General features: G+C 68.0%; 17 protein-coding genes and 2 pseudogenes. 4 read left to right on the top strand and 15 right to left on the bottom strand.

All coding sequences use genetic code 11. The features are described from left to right. The 12 genes and pseudogenes from A5652_RS04800 to mrf form a co-directional block, all read right to left on the bottom strand. Positions 1-258, bottom strand: a 258-nt coding sequence (locus tag A5652_RS04800; RefSeq protein ID WP_197513758.1) for an ESX secretion-associated protein EspG, incomplete at its 3' end; no start/stop codon positions are given. 20 nt (positions 259-278) lie between these two features. Further along, positions 279-569: a WXG100 family type VII secretion target gene (locus tag A5652_RS04795; RefSeq protein WP_067128585.1), complete on the bottom strand. Its 291-nt coding sequence runs from the start codon at positions 567-569 to the stop codon at positions 279-281. 32 nt (positions 570-601) lie between these two features. Continuing rightward, positions 602-895, bottom strand: a complete 294-nt coding sequence (locus tag A5652_RS04790) for a WXG100 family type VII secretion target (RefSeq protein WP_066860115.1) — start codon at positions 893-895, stop codon at positions 602-604. Positions 896-958: 63 nt separating this feature from the next. After that, positions 959-2,415: pseudogene (locus A5652_RS04785) on the bottom strand (PPE family protein). 41 nt (positions 2,416-2,456) lie between these two features. Further along, complete coding sequence (locus A5652_RS04780; protein ID WP_067347159.1) at positions 2,457-2,765, bottom strand: PE family protein; 309 nt, start codon at positions 2,763-2,765, stop codon at positions 2,457-2,459. Positions 2,766-2,805: 40 nt separating this feature from the next. Beyond that, a complete protein-coding gene (gene eccCa, locus A5652_RS04775; protein ID WP_067347157.1) occupies positions 2,806-6,774 on the bottom strand; it encodes a type VII secretion protein EccCa in 3,969 nt (1,322 codons plus the stop codon). Continuing rightward, positions 6,771-8,378: a type VII secretion protein EccB gene (gene eccB / locus A5652_RS04770; RefSeq protein ID WP_067347155.1), complete on the bottom strand. Its 1,608-nt coding sequence runs from the start codon at positions 8,376-8,378 to the stop codon at positions 6,771-6,773. The genes eccCa and eccB overlap by 4 nt, the downstream gene beginning before the upstream one ends. Next, a complete protein-coding gene (eccA3, locus tag A5652_RS04765) occupies positions 8,375-10,216 on the bottom strand; it encodes a type VII secretion system ESX-3 AAA family ATPase EccA3 (protein WP_067347153.1) in 1,842 nt (613 codons plus the stop codon). The genes eccB and eccA3 overlap by 4 nt, the downstream gene beginning before the upstream one ends. 423 nt (positions 10,217-10,639) lie before the next feature. After that, a complete protein-coding gene (locus A5652_RS04755) occupies positions 10,640-12,115 on the bottom strand; it encodes a PPE family protein (RefSeq protein ID WP_067347149.1) in 1,476 nt (491 codons plus the stop codon). A 144-nt stretch (positions 12,116-12,259) separates the two neighbouring features. Next, positions 12,260-13,165 (bottom strand): class I SAM-dependent methyltransferase, encoded by a 906-nt coding sequence (locus A5652_RS04750; RefSeq protein WP_067347162.1) that lies wholly within the window; start codon positions 13,163-13,165, stop codon positions 12,260-12,262. Between the two features lie 69 nt (positions 13,166-13,234). Continuing rightward, positions 13,235-13,489 carry a type B 50S ribosomal protein L31 gene (locus A5652_RS04745; RefSeq protein ID WP_067347147.1) on the bottom strand — a complete coding sequence of 85 codons (255 nt, stop codon included), beginning with the start codon at positions 13,487-13,489 and terminating at the stop codon, positions 13,235-13,237. Beyond that, complete coding sequence (gene mrf, locus A5652_RS04740; protein ID WP_067347145.1) at positions 13,486-14,685, bottom strand: ribosome hibernation factor-recruiting GTPase MRF; 1,200 nt, start codon at positions 14,683-14,685, stop codon at positions 13,486-13,488. Before mrf ends, A5652_RS04745 begins: the two co-directional genes overlap by 4 nt. A gap of 104 nt (positions 14,686-14,789) precedes the next feature. Here mrf and rpmB point away from each other — a divergent pair, with 104 nt between their 5' ends. The 4 genes from rpmB to rpsR are packed head-to-tail and all read left to right on the top strand — an operon-like array spanning position 14,790 to position 15,764. Further along, a complete protein-coding gene (rpmB, locus tag A5652_RS04735) occupies positions 14,790-15,026 on the top strand; it encodes a 50S ribosomal protein L28 (protein ID WP_067347143.1) in 237 nt (78 codons plus the stop codon). Next, positions 15,026-15,190: a 50S ribosomal protein L33 gene (gene rpmG / locus A5652_RS04730; protein ID WP_003873955.1), complete on the top strand. Its 165-nt coding sequence runs from the start codon at positions 15,026-15,028 to the stop codon at positions 15,188-15,190. Before rpmB ends, rpmG begins: the two co-directional genes overlap by 1 nt. Before the next feature lie 2 nt (positions 15,191-15,192). After that, on the top strand, positions 15,193-15,498 hold the full coding sequence (gene rpsN / locus A5652_RS04725; RefSeq protein ID WP_067347141.1) for a 30S ribosomal protein S14: 306 nt from the start codon (positions 15,193-15,195) through the stop codon (positions 15,496-15,498). After that, positions 15,498-15,764 carry a 30S ribosomal protein S18 gene (rpsR, locus tag A5652_RS04720; protein ID WP_067347139.1) on the top strand — a complete coding sequence of 89 codons (267 nt, stop codon included), beginning with the start codon at positions 15,498-15,500 and terminating at the stop codon, positions 15,762-15,764. The genes rpsN and rpsR overlap by 1 nt, the downstream gene beginning before the upstream one ends. Positions 15,765-16,154: 390 nt before the next feature. On the opposite strand, the gene A5652_RS04710 is transcribed toward rpsR, so the two are convergent. The 3 genes and pseudogenes from A5652_RS04710 to A5652_RS04700 all read right to left on the bottom strand — a co-directional run. Next, positions 16,155-16,892 (bottom strand): TIGR03943 family protein, encoded by a 738-nt coding sequence (locus A5652_RS04710; protein WP_067347134.1) that lies wholly within the window; start codon positions 16,890-16,892, stop codon positions 16,155-16,157. Then, positions 16,892-17,872 carry a permease gene (locus A5652_RS04705; RefSeq protein ID WP_369805749.1) on the bottom strand — a complete coding sequence of 327 codons (981 nt, stop codon included), beginning with the start codon at positions 17,870-17,872 and terminating at the stop codon, positions 16,892-16,894. Before A5652_RS04705 ends, A5652_RS04710 begins: the two co-directional genes overlap by 1 nt. 86 nt (positions 17,873-17,958) lie before the next feature. Further along, positions 17,959-18,161 (bottom strand): annotated as a pseudogene (locus A5652_RS04700) (hypothetical protein); the annotation flags it as partial.

Genomic DNA, 18,161 nt, shown 5'->3' with positions numbered 1-18,161 from the left:
CATGTCCAGCCACCGCTCCGGAAAACACACCACTTTGATCCACTCGGCGACCGCGGGGTTGACGACTCCGTCTTCCGAGACCAGACCGAGTTCGGTGAGCTCAGCCTTCTGCCGGTCGAGGAACGCGCTGCGTTCCGCGGCATCACGATAGGGCGAGGTGATCGCCAATACCCAGGGAAAGCTCCCCGCCCCAATCGTTTCCGCGATGAACCAAGCGTGATCGACCGTCAGCTCGACCGCGTTGGGCGCTGAGTTCATCAGGCTCGTTCAGTCGCGGCCTAACCGCCCCATTTGGCGGCTTCGGCCTGGTCGCGGGCCAGCATGGACATGGTGTTCGCCTCGTGGGTGCTGGCCATCGACTGGTAGGCGCGCACCAAGCTTTCCATCGCCTGGTTCCACTGGGCCTGCCACACCTGGTAGGTCATACCGGTGTCACCCTGCCAGGCGTTCGACAATGTTGCCTGCTCGCTGGCGATATCGGAACCGAGCCCCTGCATGGTGCCGGCGTAGCCCGACATATCGGCGGCGTGGTTCAACATCGCCGGGTAGTTGTACATGATCTGCGACATGACAAGTCCTTTCGCGGTTGCTAGCGGTGAGATCAGAAGGCGGTGTAACCAGACGCGGCGGCGGCATCCGCGGCCACGTAGGTCCCGGCGGCGTCCCCGAGGTTGGCCTGGGCGATGTCCAGCAGGGTGTTGACTCGCGCGGCGACCTCGACGAACCGCGCGTGCGCGGCCTGGAAGGCGGCCGAGGACTCGCCCTGGTGGAACGCCTGCGCCGACATCGCTTCCTGCTCGGCCTGGCTGATCGTGCTGCGCAGCAACGCCGCCTTGGCGCTGAACGCCGACTGTGCGGCCACCAACTGCGGAATGTGCGCGTCCAACATACTCATGTTGATTCCTTTCTGTTGCGTCCGTTGGGGTTTCGGTAATTCACCTTGATCTGGCTGACTGCCTTAACCCCCTTTCCCGGGCTCGGTTGGGTTTGCTCCGTTACCGGCCTCGTGCTCCCACGTGCCCGGCACCATCGGCATCCGCGGGCCACCACCGAAGTCGTCCTCGGCCAGCTTGGTCAATCCGGTCGCCTGAAAAGCCCTGCGTCGCTGCGTCGTTCCGGCGAACCCGAGTGCCCCAGCCCCCTGGGCGGACGCGACGGCCGCAGCCAGTTCCTCCTCGTCGCCGAAATCCGGGGCAACACCGAAGTCGGAGTCCATGTCCGCGTACTCGTCCGCGTGGTCGTGAAGCGCGGCCCGCCGCCTGCGCCGCGCCCGCGACTCGGCGCGGCTCGCCGCCGCGGCACCCGCCGCCGGGATGGTCGCCGCCGGAGCCTTGACTCCGCCGCGGCCGCCCAATGTGGGTCCGACCCCGGCGTCCGGGTCACCCCCCACGGCCACCAGGTAGGCGAAGTTGCTCGCCGCGGCTGCCGGCGCCGGCGCGGCGGGGGCAGGAGAGCCCGCGGCAACCGTGGTGGCCGGGGCCCCGGCCGGGGTCGCCACCGTCGGGGCCAGTGCGACCGCCGGCAGCATGGTCGGCTTGTTCGACGTCAGCACGGGGGCCACGGCGGCGGGGGCGGCATTGGTATCCGGCTCGACCTCAACGGGTGTGGTGAGCAGGGAACCGAGCCCGATGCCCAGCAGTAGCGGAATCAGCAACGGCGCGGTCAGGATCGCGCCCCAGGTCGGCCAACCGACGGCGTTGAAGAACACTTGGTAGGCAACGAAGAACAGCAGCGGCCCGTTGGCCGCGAGCAGCGCCGGCAGGTTCTGCAACATCTGCTGGATGTTCTGCAGGAAGTCCTGCAGGAATTTGGACAGCTGCTGGAGGAAGTTCTGCAACCAATCCCCAAGGCTGTTCTGCGTGGCGTTGGCCGCGAGACTGTTCGTTTGGCCGCCGGGATTGACGATGGGAGGCGCCGCCGTGGTGCGCGGCGTCGCGGCCAGAGCCGAACCCGACACGGCCTGGTATGTGCCCATGGTGGTGGCCGCCTGGACCCACATCCGCGCGTAGTCGGCCTCGTTGACCGCGATCGGAATGGTGTTGATGCCAAAGAAGTTCGTCGCCACCAGCACTCCGTGCACGGTGTGATTGGTGGCCAGTTCCGCCAGCGTCGGCATGGCGGCCAGCGCGGCGGTGTACGCCGTCGCCGCGACCTCTTGCTGGGCGGCGGCACCCGCGCTATCGGCACTGGCCTGCTGCAGCCAGGCCAGGTACGGCAGGTGGGCGGCCACATATTGCTCGGCGCTCGGTCCCTCCCAGGCCCCCGCCTGGGCCTCCCCCAGCAGCCCACTGAGTTCGGCTGCCGCCGAGGCGTATTGGGTGCTCAGCGAAGTCCAGGCGCCGGCGGCCGCCAACAGCGGCCCCGGCCCTGGACCGCGCTGAGCAACGCCGAATGCACCTCGGGTGGCGAAGCCATCCAGATAGTGGACCCTAGGGGGGCCAAAGGGCCAGTCATTCTCAGGCGCTCGCGATTCCGAACGTCGCAGCGGCCGCGGAGTCGCCCGCGAGATAGCTTGCGCCGGCCTCCCCGACGCCGACACCAGCGCGGCCCAGCTCTTCGACGCCCTGGGCCGCCACAACGGAGTGCTCCTGGCCCTGAGCGCTGAATCCGACAGCCGTTTGCAGCGACACCGGGTCGACCGCCGGAGGCACCACGGCGGTAATCGCCGGAGCCGCCGCCGCGTGCGCGGCCGCCAGCCGCGCCGTCAGGGCCTCCACCGCGGCGCTGGTCGCGGCCAGACCTTCGGGAACCACTCGCAGGGTCATGGTTACTCCTTCCCTAGTCCTTCCTGGACTTGCGTAAACATCAGTGGGCGAAACCTTCGTTGGCGCCCTCGATCACGGACTCCCCGATCAACGGGTTGACCAGCTGCACGTATGTCGGCGCGTCGCTGTCGCCCAACAGGATCGCCCGCCCGGCGGGCAACCGCCCGAACCGCTGACCGCGGATCTTGCCGCTGTCCTGCGGATTACCCGCCAGCATCAGCGTGGTCGCCTGCAGGTCGTTGAACCGGCGCAGCAGCGGGTTGGTCATCAGGGCGTGTCCCGAACCGGTGGCACGTGCGGTGACGATCACCCGCAGCCCTAGATCGGCTGCCTGCGAAAGCAATCCGATCAGCGGCGTCCAGGGCCGCTGCCCGACGTAGGGGCCGCTCATCGCCGGCGAATCCGGTATCTGGTCGACGTCGTCGATGATCAGATAGTGGGTGTGGCCGGCGTAGCGCCAGTGGGCCAGCTCTGCAGGTGACAGGCCGGCCGGTGGTCGCCGCGATTCGATGAGGTTGGCCAGGCCCAACATCGCCGGGGTGATCCGGTCGATGTTGGCGGTGTATTCGTTGTCGGGGAACAGCGGTTCGTCGACGAGGTGCAGCCGCCGATCCAGCACCGTGAAGGCCACCTGATCGGGCGTGGAGTGCTCGCGCACGGTGCGAATGAGGTGGCGCAGCAGCGTGGTCTTTCCAGACTTGCTGTCGCCGAACACCATTAGCAGGGGGTTCTCCGCGAAGTTGACCACCACAGGTGCGAGATCTTCCTCGCGCTGGCCGATGACGACCCGCTCCGGCCCGCGATACAACGATCCGACCGATTCCGGCACGAGGTTGGTCGGCAGCAACCGCACCGGCGGCGCGGTCAGCCCGGGGTAGCGCGCGTTGAGCGCGGCGACCTGGTCCAGCTCGGGGGAGGCGAACAGGAAATGCTCAGCGGCCATGGTCAATCCGCGTCCGGGCTGATCGTGCGGCACCGCTTCGGCTGGCCGGCGCAGGGCGCCGACCACCCGCACGTTGCTGTCGCGAGGATCGTGCAGCTTGAGCTCGAGGCGCAGGCCGAGGCCGTCGCGCATGGCCAGCGGCACCTCCAGCCAGCTGGGGGTGGTGACGACGACGTGTATGCCGTAGGCGAGGCCGATGTTGACCAGCTCGCTGACCCTGGCCAGCAACGGGTTTCGGGTGTTGAACTGGTCCGTGTTGTCCCGGCCGAACGCGTAGAGGTTGTCGATGACCAGGAACACCTCGCCGAACCCGTCGTCGGGGGCGGCACCGTTCTTGTCCCGGAAGGCCTCTCGGCGCTGCCTAGACAGCAGCAGCTGCTCGAGTTCGCCGAAGGTGCGCCGGATGCGTTCGGGCTCCAGCGCCGAGGCCACGCTGCCGACGTGCGCCAGGTCTTCGAGCGCCCTCAGCTTGCCGCCGCCGTAATCCAGGCAATAGAAGGTGACCTCGCGCGGCGAGTGCAGGTTGGCCGCGGACAGGATGAACGTCTGCAGCGCGGTCGACTTGCCCGATTTCGGGCCACCATGGATGACCATGTTTCCGGCCGACGAGGCGGCGTCGAACACCAATGGGTCGCGGCGCATCTCGAACGGCTTGTCGATCTCGCCGAGCGGCCATTGCCACTGCCGGGGCGGCACGCCGGCGCGGGCCAGCATGGCGGTCAACGGGATCGGCTCGTCCAGCGGTGGCAGCCACAGCTGTGGCGCCCGCGGACCGTAGCCGGCGAGTTGATCGCCGATGGTGGCGATCAGCTTGCGCGGCGGCCCGGTCAATTCGTCTTCCTCCGGCGCGGTGATCACGGTGTCCTGATCCGGTTCGACTCGTCCGGCCGTAAACAGCTTCGGCTCCGGGATAGACGGCACCACAAAGGATTTGGCCTTGACCGGCGGGTCGTAGATGCCGTCCACGTAGGTGCTGCGGAACTTGATCGGCGTCGCACCCGGAGCGGGCACCAAGAAGCCCACGCCCTTGTGCTCCTTGCCGGACTCGATGTGGTAGGCATCCTCAACACCGATGATCTGGCGAGACACGCTGGGACTGGCCACCTTCAGACCGATGCGGTAGGAGGTGTTCTTGTCGATGTCCTTGATCTTGCCGACATCCAGCGTCTGCGATGCGAACAGGATGTGGATGCGGAACGAGCGGCCTTTACGCGCAACGTAATCGAACAGCTCCGCGTATTCCGGGTGATCGGCCAGCATCAGGGTGAACTCGTCGGCGACCACGAACAGCGTTGGGATGGGCGGCAGGTCGTGTCCGGCGGCGATGGCCGCCTCGTACTCGACCACCGAGTTGAACGCGCTGCCCTGCACCTGGCGGCCGGTCTCACGCAGCAACGTCTCCCGGCGAGCCACCTCGCCGCGCAGCGTGTCGGCGAACCGGTCGGCCAGCGACTTCTTCTCGGCCATGTTGGAGATGACGGCGACGACTTGCGGAAAGTGACGGAAGCTGTCGGCGCCGGCCTCGCCCTTGAAGTCGGCGTAGATGACGATCAATCGATCCGCCGAATGAGTCGTCAACAGCGACAACAGGATCGACATCAGGGTCTGCGACTTACCCGAACCCGTCATACCGATCATCAGCCCGTGCGGGCCCATGCCGCCCTCGGCTTCGTCCTTGAGGTCGAAAATTAACGGCTCACCGGTCGCGGTGACCCCGATCGGAACGCGCAACTCGTCCTCGCGGCGGCGCGGCGCCCACAGCGTGGGCACGTCCAGTTGGGAGGCATCCGAAATGCCCAGCATCGTGGTGAACGTGGCACCGCGGGTGGCCGCCGATCGCAGCCCAGTGTGCGTCGGATTGGAGTCCCAGCGCGACAACTGGCGCGCCAGGTGCGCCGCCTCGTCGGCACCGAATCCGTCGGCGTTGTCGATGTAGGGCTGCCAACCGCCGGTCTGCCAGCGCTCGATGGCGCCACTTGCGACGCGCAGGATCGGCCTCTCCGGATCCGAATACTGCTCGCGGTTGGGCGCCGTGGCGCTGCGGTGCACGACGGTGACACCGGCCCTGCCCAGCGCCAGCGCCGACGCGTTCAGGTCGTAGTCGGGGTCGTCGACGACGATCAGCAGGTGGCGGAGGGCGGCGGCGGACTCACCGGTGAACTCCGGACGGTCGAGGAGGGCCGAACCGAGGCTCGCGACCAAGTCGTCGGCGTTGGTGAACATGAAGCGGGCCGGTCCGACCCCGTCGAGCTGACCGGGAACGTCGATGTGCGGCAACCACTTCAGCCACGACCAGTCCGAGTTCTCCAGATTCGGGGTGACCAGCGCGACCCCGAGCACGGTCGGGTCATGCCAGGTCACCGCCTGAGCGATCCAAGCGCGCAGCGCGGCACGCACCTCGCCTTCCGCGCCTAGCACGGTGATCCGGGAGACCTTGGCCAGGTCGATCCCGGTCGGCACGTCGCGCACGGTGCGATGGGTGTCGAGCAGGCTGCGTAATGCGCTGTGCGACACCGGCTCCAGGTCGATTTCGTCCGCGGTGTCGTTTACCCGCAAGGCGGTGGCCAACGGTACGTGATGGCGGCCGGCCCTCAGCACCAGGAAGTCGGGATCGTGCGGGTCACGCTCCCATTGGCGGCGGGATCCCGGCACCGCCGCCAGCGCGGCCGGCTCCGGGTGGGACCACTGTGCGGCGGCGCGCTGCGCGGTGGCCTGGGTGCGGATGTTGTCCCGGACCACCGAGAGGTAGCGCAGGTAGTCGGCGCGTTCGGCGTCGACCTCCTCGGTGCGCGTCTTGTTGTCGTTGCCGCGATACATCGCGGTCGCGGCGAGCAACAGCACGAACGGGAAGAACAACGTCTGCGGCGAGATCAGCCGCATCCCGGTGGCGAACAGCGCGACGACCATGCCGACGATCAGGATCACCAGCACATAGGGCATCGCCCGCCGCAGGAACGACGGCGGAATCACCCGGGGCAGCTCGGGCGGCGCCTCGATGGCGATGGTGCCCTTGCGGGTCACCGGCGGCGCCAGCCGGCGGCGCGCTTCGAAAATCAGTCGGCTCATCGGGAGGCTCCCTCGGCAGATGCCACGCGGCCGGGCTTCTGATCGGGCGTCAGCCCGTCATGTGCCAGCAGCGCGTCGGCGCGCGATAACGTCGGACCATTGGCGAACAGCGACAGCACCGACCACGGGGCGGGGACTGGCGAGCCGCTAAGGCCCAGCGCCTCAACCGTTTTGCCGTGCCCGGCGGCCGAGTGCTCGGCCTCGTTGTCGATGCCGTAGCGGACACCGGTGTCGGAGACCCAGAACAGCGAGCCGGTGCCCGGCGAGTCCGGCCCCCCGCCGACCGTCTGGGTGAAGTAGCCGGTGCCCGGCGCCAGGGCGACCCGGGTGGCGGTCGTCGCCGCCCCGCCGCTCACCAGGTCGATGGTGTGTATCGATTCGGCGATCGGCAGCGCGGAGCCCGACATCAGGTTCAGCGAGCTGGTCGCGGCCCCGGCCGGCTTGCTCCAATAGGCGCATGTGACAGGGGATTTGGCCGCGTCGACCACGCTGATCGGTTGATCCGGATACCGCGCGGTGTCCAGCATCCGCGAGACCGGCAGCTTGGCCACCGCGTCGGCACCCAGCCGCGGCGGTTGGTCCAGTCCATAGGAATTGGTGTTGCGCAGGATCGCAGCGAGCACCGGCGAGATCTGCTGCAAACCATCGGGCATGACCGCGTAGTAGCGCGGCGCGCCCGAGGAACTCTGGTCCAGGGCGTAGGAGACCACGACCGCGCCGATCGGTGCGGGCACACTGAACGGCGCCGGGGCTCCGGCGTTCGGGATGACCGGCGCCGTCAGCGGCGGCCCCTCGGGTATCGCGTTGAACAGGCCCAGAGCGATGGGCCGGGGCGCGGGAATCTCGGAGTTGTTCTGCCCCAAGCCAAGTGCGTTCGTGATGGCGTGGTCGGTCAAGTTGATCTGCGAACGCCTGCCGTCCCACAACAGCCACGTGCTGCCGTCCCGGTCGACGAGGATCGCCTGCCGCGACGGGAGCGTCGCCGCTCGCGCACCGCTGCTGTCCGGCCCGCCCGCGATCACGGTGACGCCGGTGCTGTGGGCCGCATGCCCACCCTGGGCCGGCTCGCTGACCGAGTCGCACACCGTCCAGTTCGCGTCGTGCGAGGGGTTTTGCACCATGCGTTCCGGCGCGCCAGGTATGCCGATCAGGTTGCCGCGCGGAAAGCGGTCCAGCTCACTGCTTTTCACCATGGTGGGATCGACCGCGTGGCCGGTGATCAGCCGGGCGGAGGTCAAGTTGAGCACCGGATGCAAGTCGTCGCCGACTCGGACATACAGAGCCGCCGTCGACCGGTCCGCCAGTATGGCGTTGGTGCCCACCGTCCCGCTCGGCCGGATCAGGGAGAACACGAAGCAACCCGCCAAGCCGGTGACCAGAAGGACCGCTCCCATGGCCACCGCGCGAGATTGCGTGCGCAGCGGGTCGACCAGCATCCTGGTGTCGTGCAGCGCGATACCGGAGGCGATGCGGCGCATCACGAACCGCCAGCCGGTGACCTGGTGGCGCGTGACGAAACCGCGACGGTACTCGACCTGGTCGGGATTGTCGTTGACCGGGGTGCGAGAGGTGAACGAACGGCGCTCGTCGGACTCGTTGCTCATGCCGGCACCGACAGGCCAAGGCCGCGCAGCAGCGGCTCTACGGACCGTTCGACGTCGTCGTCGGTGATCGTCATCAGCTCCTCGTCACTGAATTCGCCGGTGCCGGCGTGTTCCGAATGGTCGAGCCGGAACTCTCGTTCTTCTTCGGAGCGTTCGACGATGTTTCGGACGAACCGACCGTTACCGGCGATGTCGAGGTTGCGTCGCGAGATTCCGTTGGCATCCGGAGTCGACTCGGATGCCAGCTTGGTGAACAACGCCTCCATGTGTTCGAGCGCGGACGGTTCGAAGATGCTGTCGCGCTGCTCGGCCATCGTGTTGGCGATTTCGACCAGCTCCGACGGTGCGTAGGAAGGAAAGTCGATGTTGCGGGTGAACCGAGATCGCAAACCCTCGTTGGTATCCAGGAACTTGTCCAGGTCGGCGCGGTATCCGGCGATGATGACCACCAGGCGGTCGCGGTCGTTCTCCATCCGCGCCAGCAGCGTGTCGATGGCCACCAGCCCGAAGTCGTTCTTGGCACCCGTGGCGACCAGCGCGTAGGCCTCGTCGAGGAACAGCACGCCGTCGAGTGCGCTGTCGATGATCGCGTTGGTCTTGGCCTCGGTCTCACCGATGTGCTGGCCGATGAGGTCGGCGCGGTGCACCTCTCGGATGTTTTCCCGCTTCAAAAGCCCCAGGCCGCAATAGATCTTGGCAACCACGCGGGCGATGGTGGTCTTACCTGTCCCGGGCGGGCCTGCGAAGACCAGGTGGTGGGCGCGCTGCGCGACCGCGAGGCCACGCTGCTTGCGGACCAGTTCCATGGCGACCGAACTCTTCAGGCGCGACACCTGGTTCTTGACCTCATCGAGCCCGATGAATTCGGCGAGCTGGCGCTCCGCCTCGTGCAGCAGCACGGCTTTGCGTTCGTGCGCCGCGGGGTCGACGAAATCCTCGGCGCTGGGCTCGGTTTCGGGGTCCCACGGATCGGTACGTGCCTCGATGCGGGCCGCGGTGGTGGTCACGATCCCGAAACTGGTGTCGGTCAGGGCCTGTTCGACTTGCTCGTTCTCGGGATGCGCGGCGTACAGATCCTGCAGCACCTCGCTCGCCGAGTCCTCGTCCACGTGCACGCGCAGCACCAGCGCTTTGGCCAGCGCGCCGTCGACGGCGGCCACCGCGACGGGACCGTCGGGCTCCTCCAGGTAGGACAGCGACGGGGCGAACATGCCCAGCCGCGCCAGCGCGGTGCCCAAGGCGATCTTGGCGGCGTGCGCGAACGCCTCGTCCAGATCCGGGTCGTTGACAATCGGGGTCAGCAGCTTGACGACGTCAGACCAGCGCTCGGCGCGGTAGTTGATGACGACGGACACCCAGCGGGCCTCGCGCCAGGTCGGGCGGCCGGCGGTCAGGCCGGCGACGATCTCGTCGGCGTCAGCAAATCGTCCGGCCGTTGCCAGCGAGGCCGCATAGGCGAGATGGAAGTCGTCGGGCGTCGTGGCGCGAAACTGCAAATACAGTCCGGTGTCGTAGCGGAAGCCCAGCGAGCCGGGCGCCAGGTCGACCTGGCGCTGCAGCGTCCCCGCGGTCGCGACGTGGCGCGATACCGCCTCGAGCACCCGCAGGGACACATCGCCGGCGGCCGCCAGGCCCGTCCACGCGTCGCACTGGTCGTGGGCGATGCGGGTCAGCGCGGTGAATCCGGAGCGCGCGGCGGCGAGATCGGCAGGGCGCTGACGTTGGTACACGACGATGCCCAGCGCGCGACAGCACGTGGCGAACCGGCTGACGACGTCCTCGTCGACGCGCGAATTAACGGGCTGAGCTGTGAGCATGCCGGTGTCACCGCGCTCCACGGCCGCGTCTTTTCATGTATGTAGTCTCCCCTAACCTAACCCGCCTGAAGTTAGCATTGCATAAGCTAACTGTCGAGGCGTTTGGGTCTATCCGGCTCACCACTGCACTGTCCTTCTTTTACCGCTATTGAGGATGATTTCGCCGTGTAATAGCCGCATTTTCGGCGTGCTCGCAGCCGCGCCTGGGACGGCCCCATAGCAAGCCTTCACCTTAATGAAAATCATTTTCATTATCAACTCGGCTCGCGCACCCTGGCGGCCGTCCCTCACGGCCGTTCGGATCAGGAACGACACCGTCCGCACCGGGCGCGGTCATAGCAACGGCTCCTTGACGATCGGGTGGGTTCGACGACCGCCACGACCGGTAGCCGCGAAACGATCACGCAGCCAGTAGTCGGCCGGCGGGCCGAAAAAGTTCCCCCATTAATCGCTGTCCCAACTGCCCGGCAGCATCGGCGCCGAGGGTCCGTTTCCGAACTCGTCACCTGCCAGCGTCGTCAGCCCGGTCGCCTCGGTACCACCGACCGGCGCCGTTCCCGCAAAGCCCAATGTCCCCGCGCCGCGATCCGATGCCACCGACAAGCCCGGATCGGGTATCGGCCCGCCATCCGACTCCAGGTCCATGTACTCGTAGCCGCGGTAATGATCTTTCATCGTCGCGCGACGTTGCCGCCGCGCCCGCTGCCTTTCGGACACCGGCGCCGCGGCCGGTGCGGCGGCCGCGGCGGAACGCGGCTCGGACGACTTGCGCTGCGCGCCGCTGCCCATGCCGGAGTCGGTGCCTATGCCGGGCCCACCCACCAAATAGGGGAAGGCGACCACCTCGCCGCCGGTCACGGGCGGCGGGGGTGGCGCTGCGGTCGCCGGGGCCGGGGCCGGCGTGGGCGCCGGAGCGGGAGTGGAGACGGGAGAGGACGAAGGCGCGGTGACCGGTGCGGCGCTCACGACCGGAGCGGTCCTGACAGCCGGCGCACTGGGCGCCTCCGGCATCGGTGCGGGCACGATGGCGGGCTCCGGAACCGGGGCCTCGCCGGGCTGGATCCCGGCCAGCAGGGTCAGACCCGCTATGCCGCCTCCAAATCCCCCAGGCACGGCGAACGGAACGGCCGCGAGCTGCGGGAACGCCTGAAGGGCCTCGCCTAGGTGATCGAACTCGTCGGCGATGAGCAACGGAATGTCGCGAAGCAAATCCGCTATCGCCTTCGCCGGGTTCTGTGGAAATTCGGCGAGATCCCGAAGCAGGGTCTGGGGAATCTCGAGGAATCGATTTATCCACCAACTCAGGTCGTACGGGGTGCCGGAGTCATCGTCGACGATGTCGTCGCCGCCGTCATCGCTTCCATCGCCGGTGCTGTCGCTGGCGTTCGTGATGGGGGGTGCCGGATCGGTCTGCGGCGCGGATGCCACCGCCGCCGTCGAGACCGCCTGATAGGTCGTCATCGTGGTGGCCGCCTGGACCCACATCCGCGCGTAATCCGCCTCATTGAGTGCGATCGGAATCGTGTTGATGCCGAAGAAATTCGTAGCCACCAACACGCCATGGACGGTGTGGTTGGCGGCCAGCTCGGGCAGCGTGGGCATCGCGGCCAGCGCCGCGGTGTAGGCCGTCGCCGCGGTCTCGTGCCGGACCGCAGCCACCGCGCTGTTGGCGCTGGCCCGCATCAGCCACGCCAGATAGGGCAGGTGGGCGGCGGCGTACCGCTCGGCGGTAGGGCCCTCCCACGCTCCGGCCTGCACCGCGGCCAGGGTCGCGGCGAGCTCGTCGGCCGCCGACGCGTAAGTAGTGCTCAGCGAGCTCCAGGCGGCCGCGGCGGCCAGCAGGCCGGCTGGCCCGGGACCGCTGCTCAGCAGCGCCGAATGGATCTCCGGGGGCAACGCCATCCACACGGGTGCGGTCATCCTCCGGACTCCTTGCCGGCTGAAACCGCCGCCGCCGGGCTGTGGCGACGCACCGATCAGCCCGTTAGTAGTCGGAGGGCGAAGCGCAAAAGTTCCGGCGCAGGGTCAACTCATCGAAAACTCATGAAAACGCGACCGCGGGAGTCAGGCCTTGACGGCGCTCACCAACGTGTTGCGCGCGATCATCGGGCCGGCCTCGGTGTCCGGTCCGGGCACTGGACGGCCGACCTGCCGAAGGTAGTCGGCCAGCGGAGTACCGACCGCGTTCCAGCCGTGGTCGCCGAACCACTCGGTGGCCGGCGCATGCCGCTCGTTGTAGACCAGCTGGAAGAACACCCGTCCGTCGCCCTGCGCGGTGGCGGCACGCTCTTCAGCCACCGCGTCGTCGAAGTCCTCGGGCTCCATCGGGGCGCCGTCCTCAACGGCGACGTGGCTGCCGTGGCCGGCCAGGCCGTCGATACCGGTGAACAGTTGCTCTTCGGCTGCGGCCGGGAGGTAGATCAACAGGCCCTCGGCGATCCATGCTGACGGTTTGGCGGGGTCAAAACCGCTGTCGCGCAGGGCTTGCGGCCAGTCTTCACGAAGGTCGATGGCGATCTCGCGACGCTCGGCACGCGGTTGGGCGCCGGCGCCGGTGAGTACCTCGCGCTTGAAGTCGAGCACTTGCGGCTGGTCGAGCTCGAAGATCGTCGTCGCCGCCGGCCAGTCCAGGCGGTAGGCGCGCGAGTCCAGGCCCGCCGCCAATACGACCACCTGGCGCACGCCCGCTTCCGCCGCAAGACGGAAATAGTCGTCGAAGAACTTTGTGCGGGCGCCCTGGAAGGTGACGAAATTCTCGCCGAAGTCGGCGGTCTTCAGCTGGTGGTCGGGATCCTTGCCGTCGAGCACGTCCGCCCACGAACCGCCCACCGCGCGGCAGAAGACCTCCGCGAATGGATCCACGGCCAACGGATCGGGCTTTTGCGCCTCCAATGCCCGCGCTGCTGCCACGAACAACGCGGTCGAACCCACGCTGGTGGTGATGTCCCAGGTATCGCCTTCGCTACGCACCCAACCCACAGTACGCCGCGTTACCGACAAACCTTTTCCGGTGGCGCGCAACGGTAATGGCGCTCGTCGTTACTTGGGTCCATAGCGGCGACGGTACTTCTCCACCTGTCCGGCGCTGTCGAGGATGCGACGACCGCCGGTCCAGAACGGGTGTGAATCGGAGGTGACTTCGACGACGACCAGTGGATAGGCGCAGGCTCCCCGCGACGTTTGCCACTCGACGGTGCGCGAACTTGTCAGGGTCGATCGGGTCAGGAACATCGCACCGGTGGTGGCGTCCTGGAACACGACGGGGTGGTAGTCGGGATGAACGCCGCGTTTCACGACGGGTCACCGTCCTGCCGGGTGTGCCAAACCGCATTGTCGGCGGCTTCCGCCCGGTCCGCGCACGGCTCCTCGTGCCAGTCGCCGAACGGGTCCCCGTAGCGGACCCAGTCGCGCGGATGTCGCATCTCCTCGTCGGTGAGCAGCGCGCCGCTCAGGGCGTCCAGGATGTCGGCGGAACTTGCGCCGCACACCAATATGACCATCGCCGTGTGCCGATCGCCGTGGCGCTCGTCCCAGCTCAATTCGGCGAAAGCTCTTCGCTCAGCGCCGATCCCGTTCAGCTCGATGTCGTTGAGGACGGCCAGCCACTTGCCGGCCGAAGTCACCCGCAGCCCGGCACCGGCCGATTCCAACCACATCGCCCGGTCGGGCTGGCTGGCCAGCCAGAGCCGGCCCCGGCTTCTGATCACACCGTCCAGCAGCAGATCCAGGCACGCGTGCAGGCGTTGCGGATGAAAGGGGCGCCGGGAATTGAACTCCACCAAAGCGGTTGGGCCGCGGGACTCCAGTGGGGGCTGACCGATCAGCAGCGGACCGTGCGGGTCATCGCTGCGACCACGGCGGGCGTCGCGATACAGGTTGTTCAGCGCGTCCTCGACGCCGTCGGGCCCCACCCGGATGCGGGCCCGTGGGGACAGCCGGCGCAGCACGGCCGTCACGAACGGATTGAGCTGATTGAGCACCACCACGTCGGCGAATTCGGCCTGGCCGACCACCACCTGCGCCTCGGTGCGCCCGTCGACCAGTTCGTCCTCACCCAGCGCCTGGTTCAGCCACGTCGACGAATCGACACAGCTCACCACGGCGGCGATCGTCACGTCCAGCGCGGCCGGCCCATCGATGTAACCTGGCGCCACGCGCACCCGAACGTGCTTGATCGCCAGGCAGATTGGCTCGGGTTCCAGCCAGGGCCCCAGGTGCACGACGATCCGGTCGACGTCGTCGCGACGGTGCAACTGGCGCAGCAACACCAGCAGGTCGTTGCGGATGGTGCACGAGACACATCCGTGCGCGAGTTCCAGGCCGGTCTCGTGGGTCGTCAAGACACCGCCGGACAGCGTCGCCGTCGTTCGGCGCACCACCTGGCCGTCGAACCGGTGCTCGACCACCAGCGTTCCGGGGGTGCGCAGCAACGCACCCACGACCGGGTCGGTGTCGCTCTGCCCGGCGACCAGGATGACGGGCGTCCGCATCGTCCTCCTTATTGATAGTCATTTTCATCTAGCTCACCTATACGGTACCGTTCGTGCCGGACCTTGTCGAAAATGATTTTCAATTAGCCGCATGGAGGTGCACGGTGTCCGCCCACTGCCAGGTGACCGGCCGGCAACCGGGTTTCGGTAACGCGGTCTCGCATTCCCACCGCCGAACGTCCCGGCGCTTCAACCCCAACATCCAGCTCAAGACGTACTACCTGCCCTCGGAGCGCCGCCGGATCCGGCTGCGGGTCAGCGCCAGGGGCATCAAGGTGATCGACCGCGACGGCATCGAGGCGGTCGTGGCCCGGCTGCGCCGCGAGGGGCAGCGAATCTGATGGCACGCAACGAGATTCGTCCTCTAGTCAAGCTGCGCTCCACCGCAGGAACCGGATACACCTATATCACCCGCAAGAACCGGCGCAACGACCCCGACCGGCTGGTGCTGCGCAAGTACGACCCCGTCATTCGCCGCCATGTCGAGTTCCGCGAGGAGCGCTGAAGATGGCCAAGAAATCCAAGATCGTCAAAAACGACCGGCGTCGCGCCCTTGTGGCGCGCTACGCCGAGCGCCGCGCCGAACTCAACGGGATCATCCGCTCGCCGGCGAGCACCGCCGAGCAGCGGGCGGCGGCCCAGGACGAGTTGGCGCGCCAGCCCCGCGACGCCAGCGCGGTGCGGGTGCGCAACCGCGACGCGGTCGACGGCCGCCCACGGGGCCACCTACGCAAGTTCGGGCTATCTCGCGTGCGGGTCCGCGAATTGGCACACGCCGGGCAGCTACCCGGCGTGCGGAAGGCGAGCTGGTGATGGCCGGGAAAGCCTCGCGCACCCGACGGCCCGCGCTACCGGGCATCCGTTCGCCCAGAAAGAATCTGCTGCACAGCCTGGGGCTCGAGGCGGTCGACTACAAGGACACCGCGACGCTGCGCGTGTTCATCTCCGAACGCGGCAAGATCAGGTCCCGCCAAGTCACCGGCCTTTCCGTTCAGCAACAACGTCAGGTCGCGACGGCCATCAAGACCGCCCGGGAAATGGCGCTGCTGCCTTACCCCGGACGGCACACAGCGCCATGACGCCGCGCCGCCGCGGCACCGACCGGCCATTCACCGTGATCGTCTGCGCCGCTTGCGCGGTCGACCACGAGCTATCGGTGATCGACGAACTGCGTCCCACCATCCGGCGCTGCCCGCACGCTATGCTGGTCTCGGCCGCCTGCATGCTCGGCCCCCTCACGTGTGCGTCTCGGCCCACCGGCGAGGGCGTCATGGCCGTGGTACAGCCCTGCACGGACGACCGAGTGGCCTGCGGCCCGGCGCATTGGATAGGCCCGATCGCCGACAGTGCTGCCGCGGCTCAACTGCGCGATTGGCTGGAGCGAGGGCGGTGGGAAAACACGCCTGTCCCAGGACAACTCGCGCAGCACGAGCGTTGGACACGCGGCACCCGCCGATGCAACTGACCGCTCAATGCGGGTAGGCATAGGGGTTGGGCGGGGCGTCGACGCGGGTGACCGCGGTGGCCTGCAGGGTCGGGATGGCCGGCGAATTCGGTTGTCGCGGTGCGGGTATGACCTGGCCCTGAACCCGAACCCAGGTGTTGTCGGGCAGACCGGCCGCAGCCGCGGCGGCCGGTCCGCGCAGGTGGATGCGGGCCAGCTGAGCGTCGGCCGCACAACAGACGATGACGATGCGACCGAGGTCGACGCCCTGCGCCTCGTTGAGTACGAAGCCGGTCACGGTGATCGACCGGTTGGTCAACGCACCGGTCGAGTCGTGCGCTTCGCGCATCAGCACCTCGGGGAGCGAGACCTCTGGAGAAGGTCCGGGCGGCAGCGGCGGAAATGCCCTATTCAGAACATCATTGGATACCGACGTCACGGAGGGCGCGGCGGCCGAGGGCCGCAGCGCGGGTGGCGCCACGAACATCAGCACCAGGACCGCGACCACCAGCAACCAGGCGATGCCCGGCCGGTGGGAATGCTCGTGGGCGTGGTCGCCGGCCGCGTCACTGATTCGGGGTCCTCCGCGACGAATGTCACCGATGATCGCCGCCAGCGCCAAACCGATGAGTACCACGGCCGATGCGATCAGCCATGGCGACAGCCCGGGTTTGACGTAGCGGGTGAACACACCCGACGCGGTGATCATGGCGATGCTGATGCCCACCAGGAGCAACACGGTGTTCTCGGCTTCGCGGCTCATCACCGGGCGCCCAGGACGAAAAGCCCGATCGCGCAAGCGCTCGCGGTGGCCACCAGGAAAGTGCACGGCGCAAAGCGCGCAGCGAACGCGCGGCCGAACATGCCCGCCTGCATCGCGAACAACTTGACGTCGACGGCCGGCCCGACAACCAGAAACACGAGCCGGGGCAACAACGGCACCATCGTCATGCTGGCGGCCACGAACGCGTCGGCCTCCGAACACAATGCGAGCACCACCGCCAAAGCCGCCATCAACGCGACCCCGAGCACCGGGTCGGTCGCCAAATGTGTGAACACCCATTGCGGCACCGCGACGTGAAGCAACGCCGCAGCGGCCGCGCCGAGCACCAAATACGATGCGGCCTGCAAGAAGTCGTGGCGGGCCGCCTCGGCGAAGGCCACCCAACGCGGTTCGGTCTGGGTTCCCGCGGCAGGCAGCCGGCGAGTGATCCATTCCGCACGACCCCACCGCGACCACGCCCAGCCCATGACGACCGCGGTCAGAAATGACGCCCCCATGCGGGCGAAGACCATCCGGGGTTCGCCCGGAAACGCCACCGCCGTGGCGACCAGGACGACAGGGTTGATCGCCGGCGCGGCCAGCATGAACGTCAACGCCGCGGCTCCGGTCGCCCCTCCTTCGCCGAACAACCGCCGCGCCAACGGAACTGACCCGCACTCACACCCCGGTAACGCGACGCCACCGACCCCGGCCGCGACCACGGCCAACGCCGGCCGACGTGGCAACCAACTCTCCAACCGCTGCGGCGACACGAACACCGCGATCGCTCCGCTGACCACTACCCCGAGCACCAGGAACGGAACCGCCTGCACGAAGACTCCGCAGAACACGGTACCCACCGTCGATAGCGCCGCACTGTCGAAGACCGCGTTGCGCAGGGTCGTCGCGGCCAACGCGCAGGCCAACAGAAGGGCCACCAGCACTTCCATCGACCCGACGCGTAACCTGCGCCCGGACATCAGCGTCGCCACCGCGTCATTATCTCAGCACGCACCAGCTCGGACTCTTGGGACGATTCGACGAGGTCGTGACGGCCAGCCGGATGCTAGTTGTTCCCTTCATCGCCGCGCGGCGCCCGATCGGCGGAGCCTTGGTCGCTCCAGGTGCCGGGCATCATCGGCAGCGTTGGGCCACCGCCGAACTCATCGCCGGCCAGAGTGGTCAATCCGGCGGCCGCGGCGGCCACATCGCGGCGGGCAGTCCCGGCGAACCCCAGTGCGCCGGCGCCGCGGTCGGACGCCAGCGCGG

It is taken from the genome of Mycobacterium sp. 1165178.9, from assembly GCF_001673555.1.
In the GTDB taxonomy this organism is placed as follows: domain Bacteria; phylum Actinomycetota; class Actinomycetes; order Mycobacteriales; family Mycobacteriaceae; genus Mycobacterium.
Note: the sequence above shows the minus strand (reverse complement) of the source record. Positions and strands in the feature narration are given on the sequence as shown.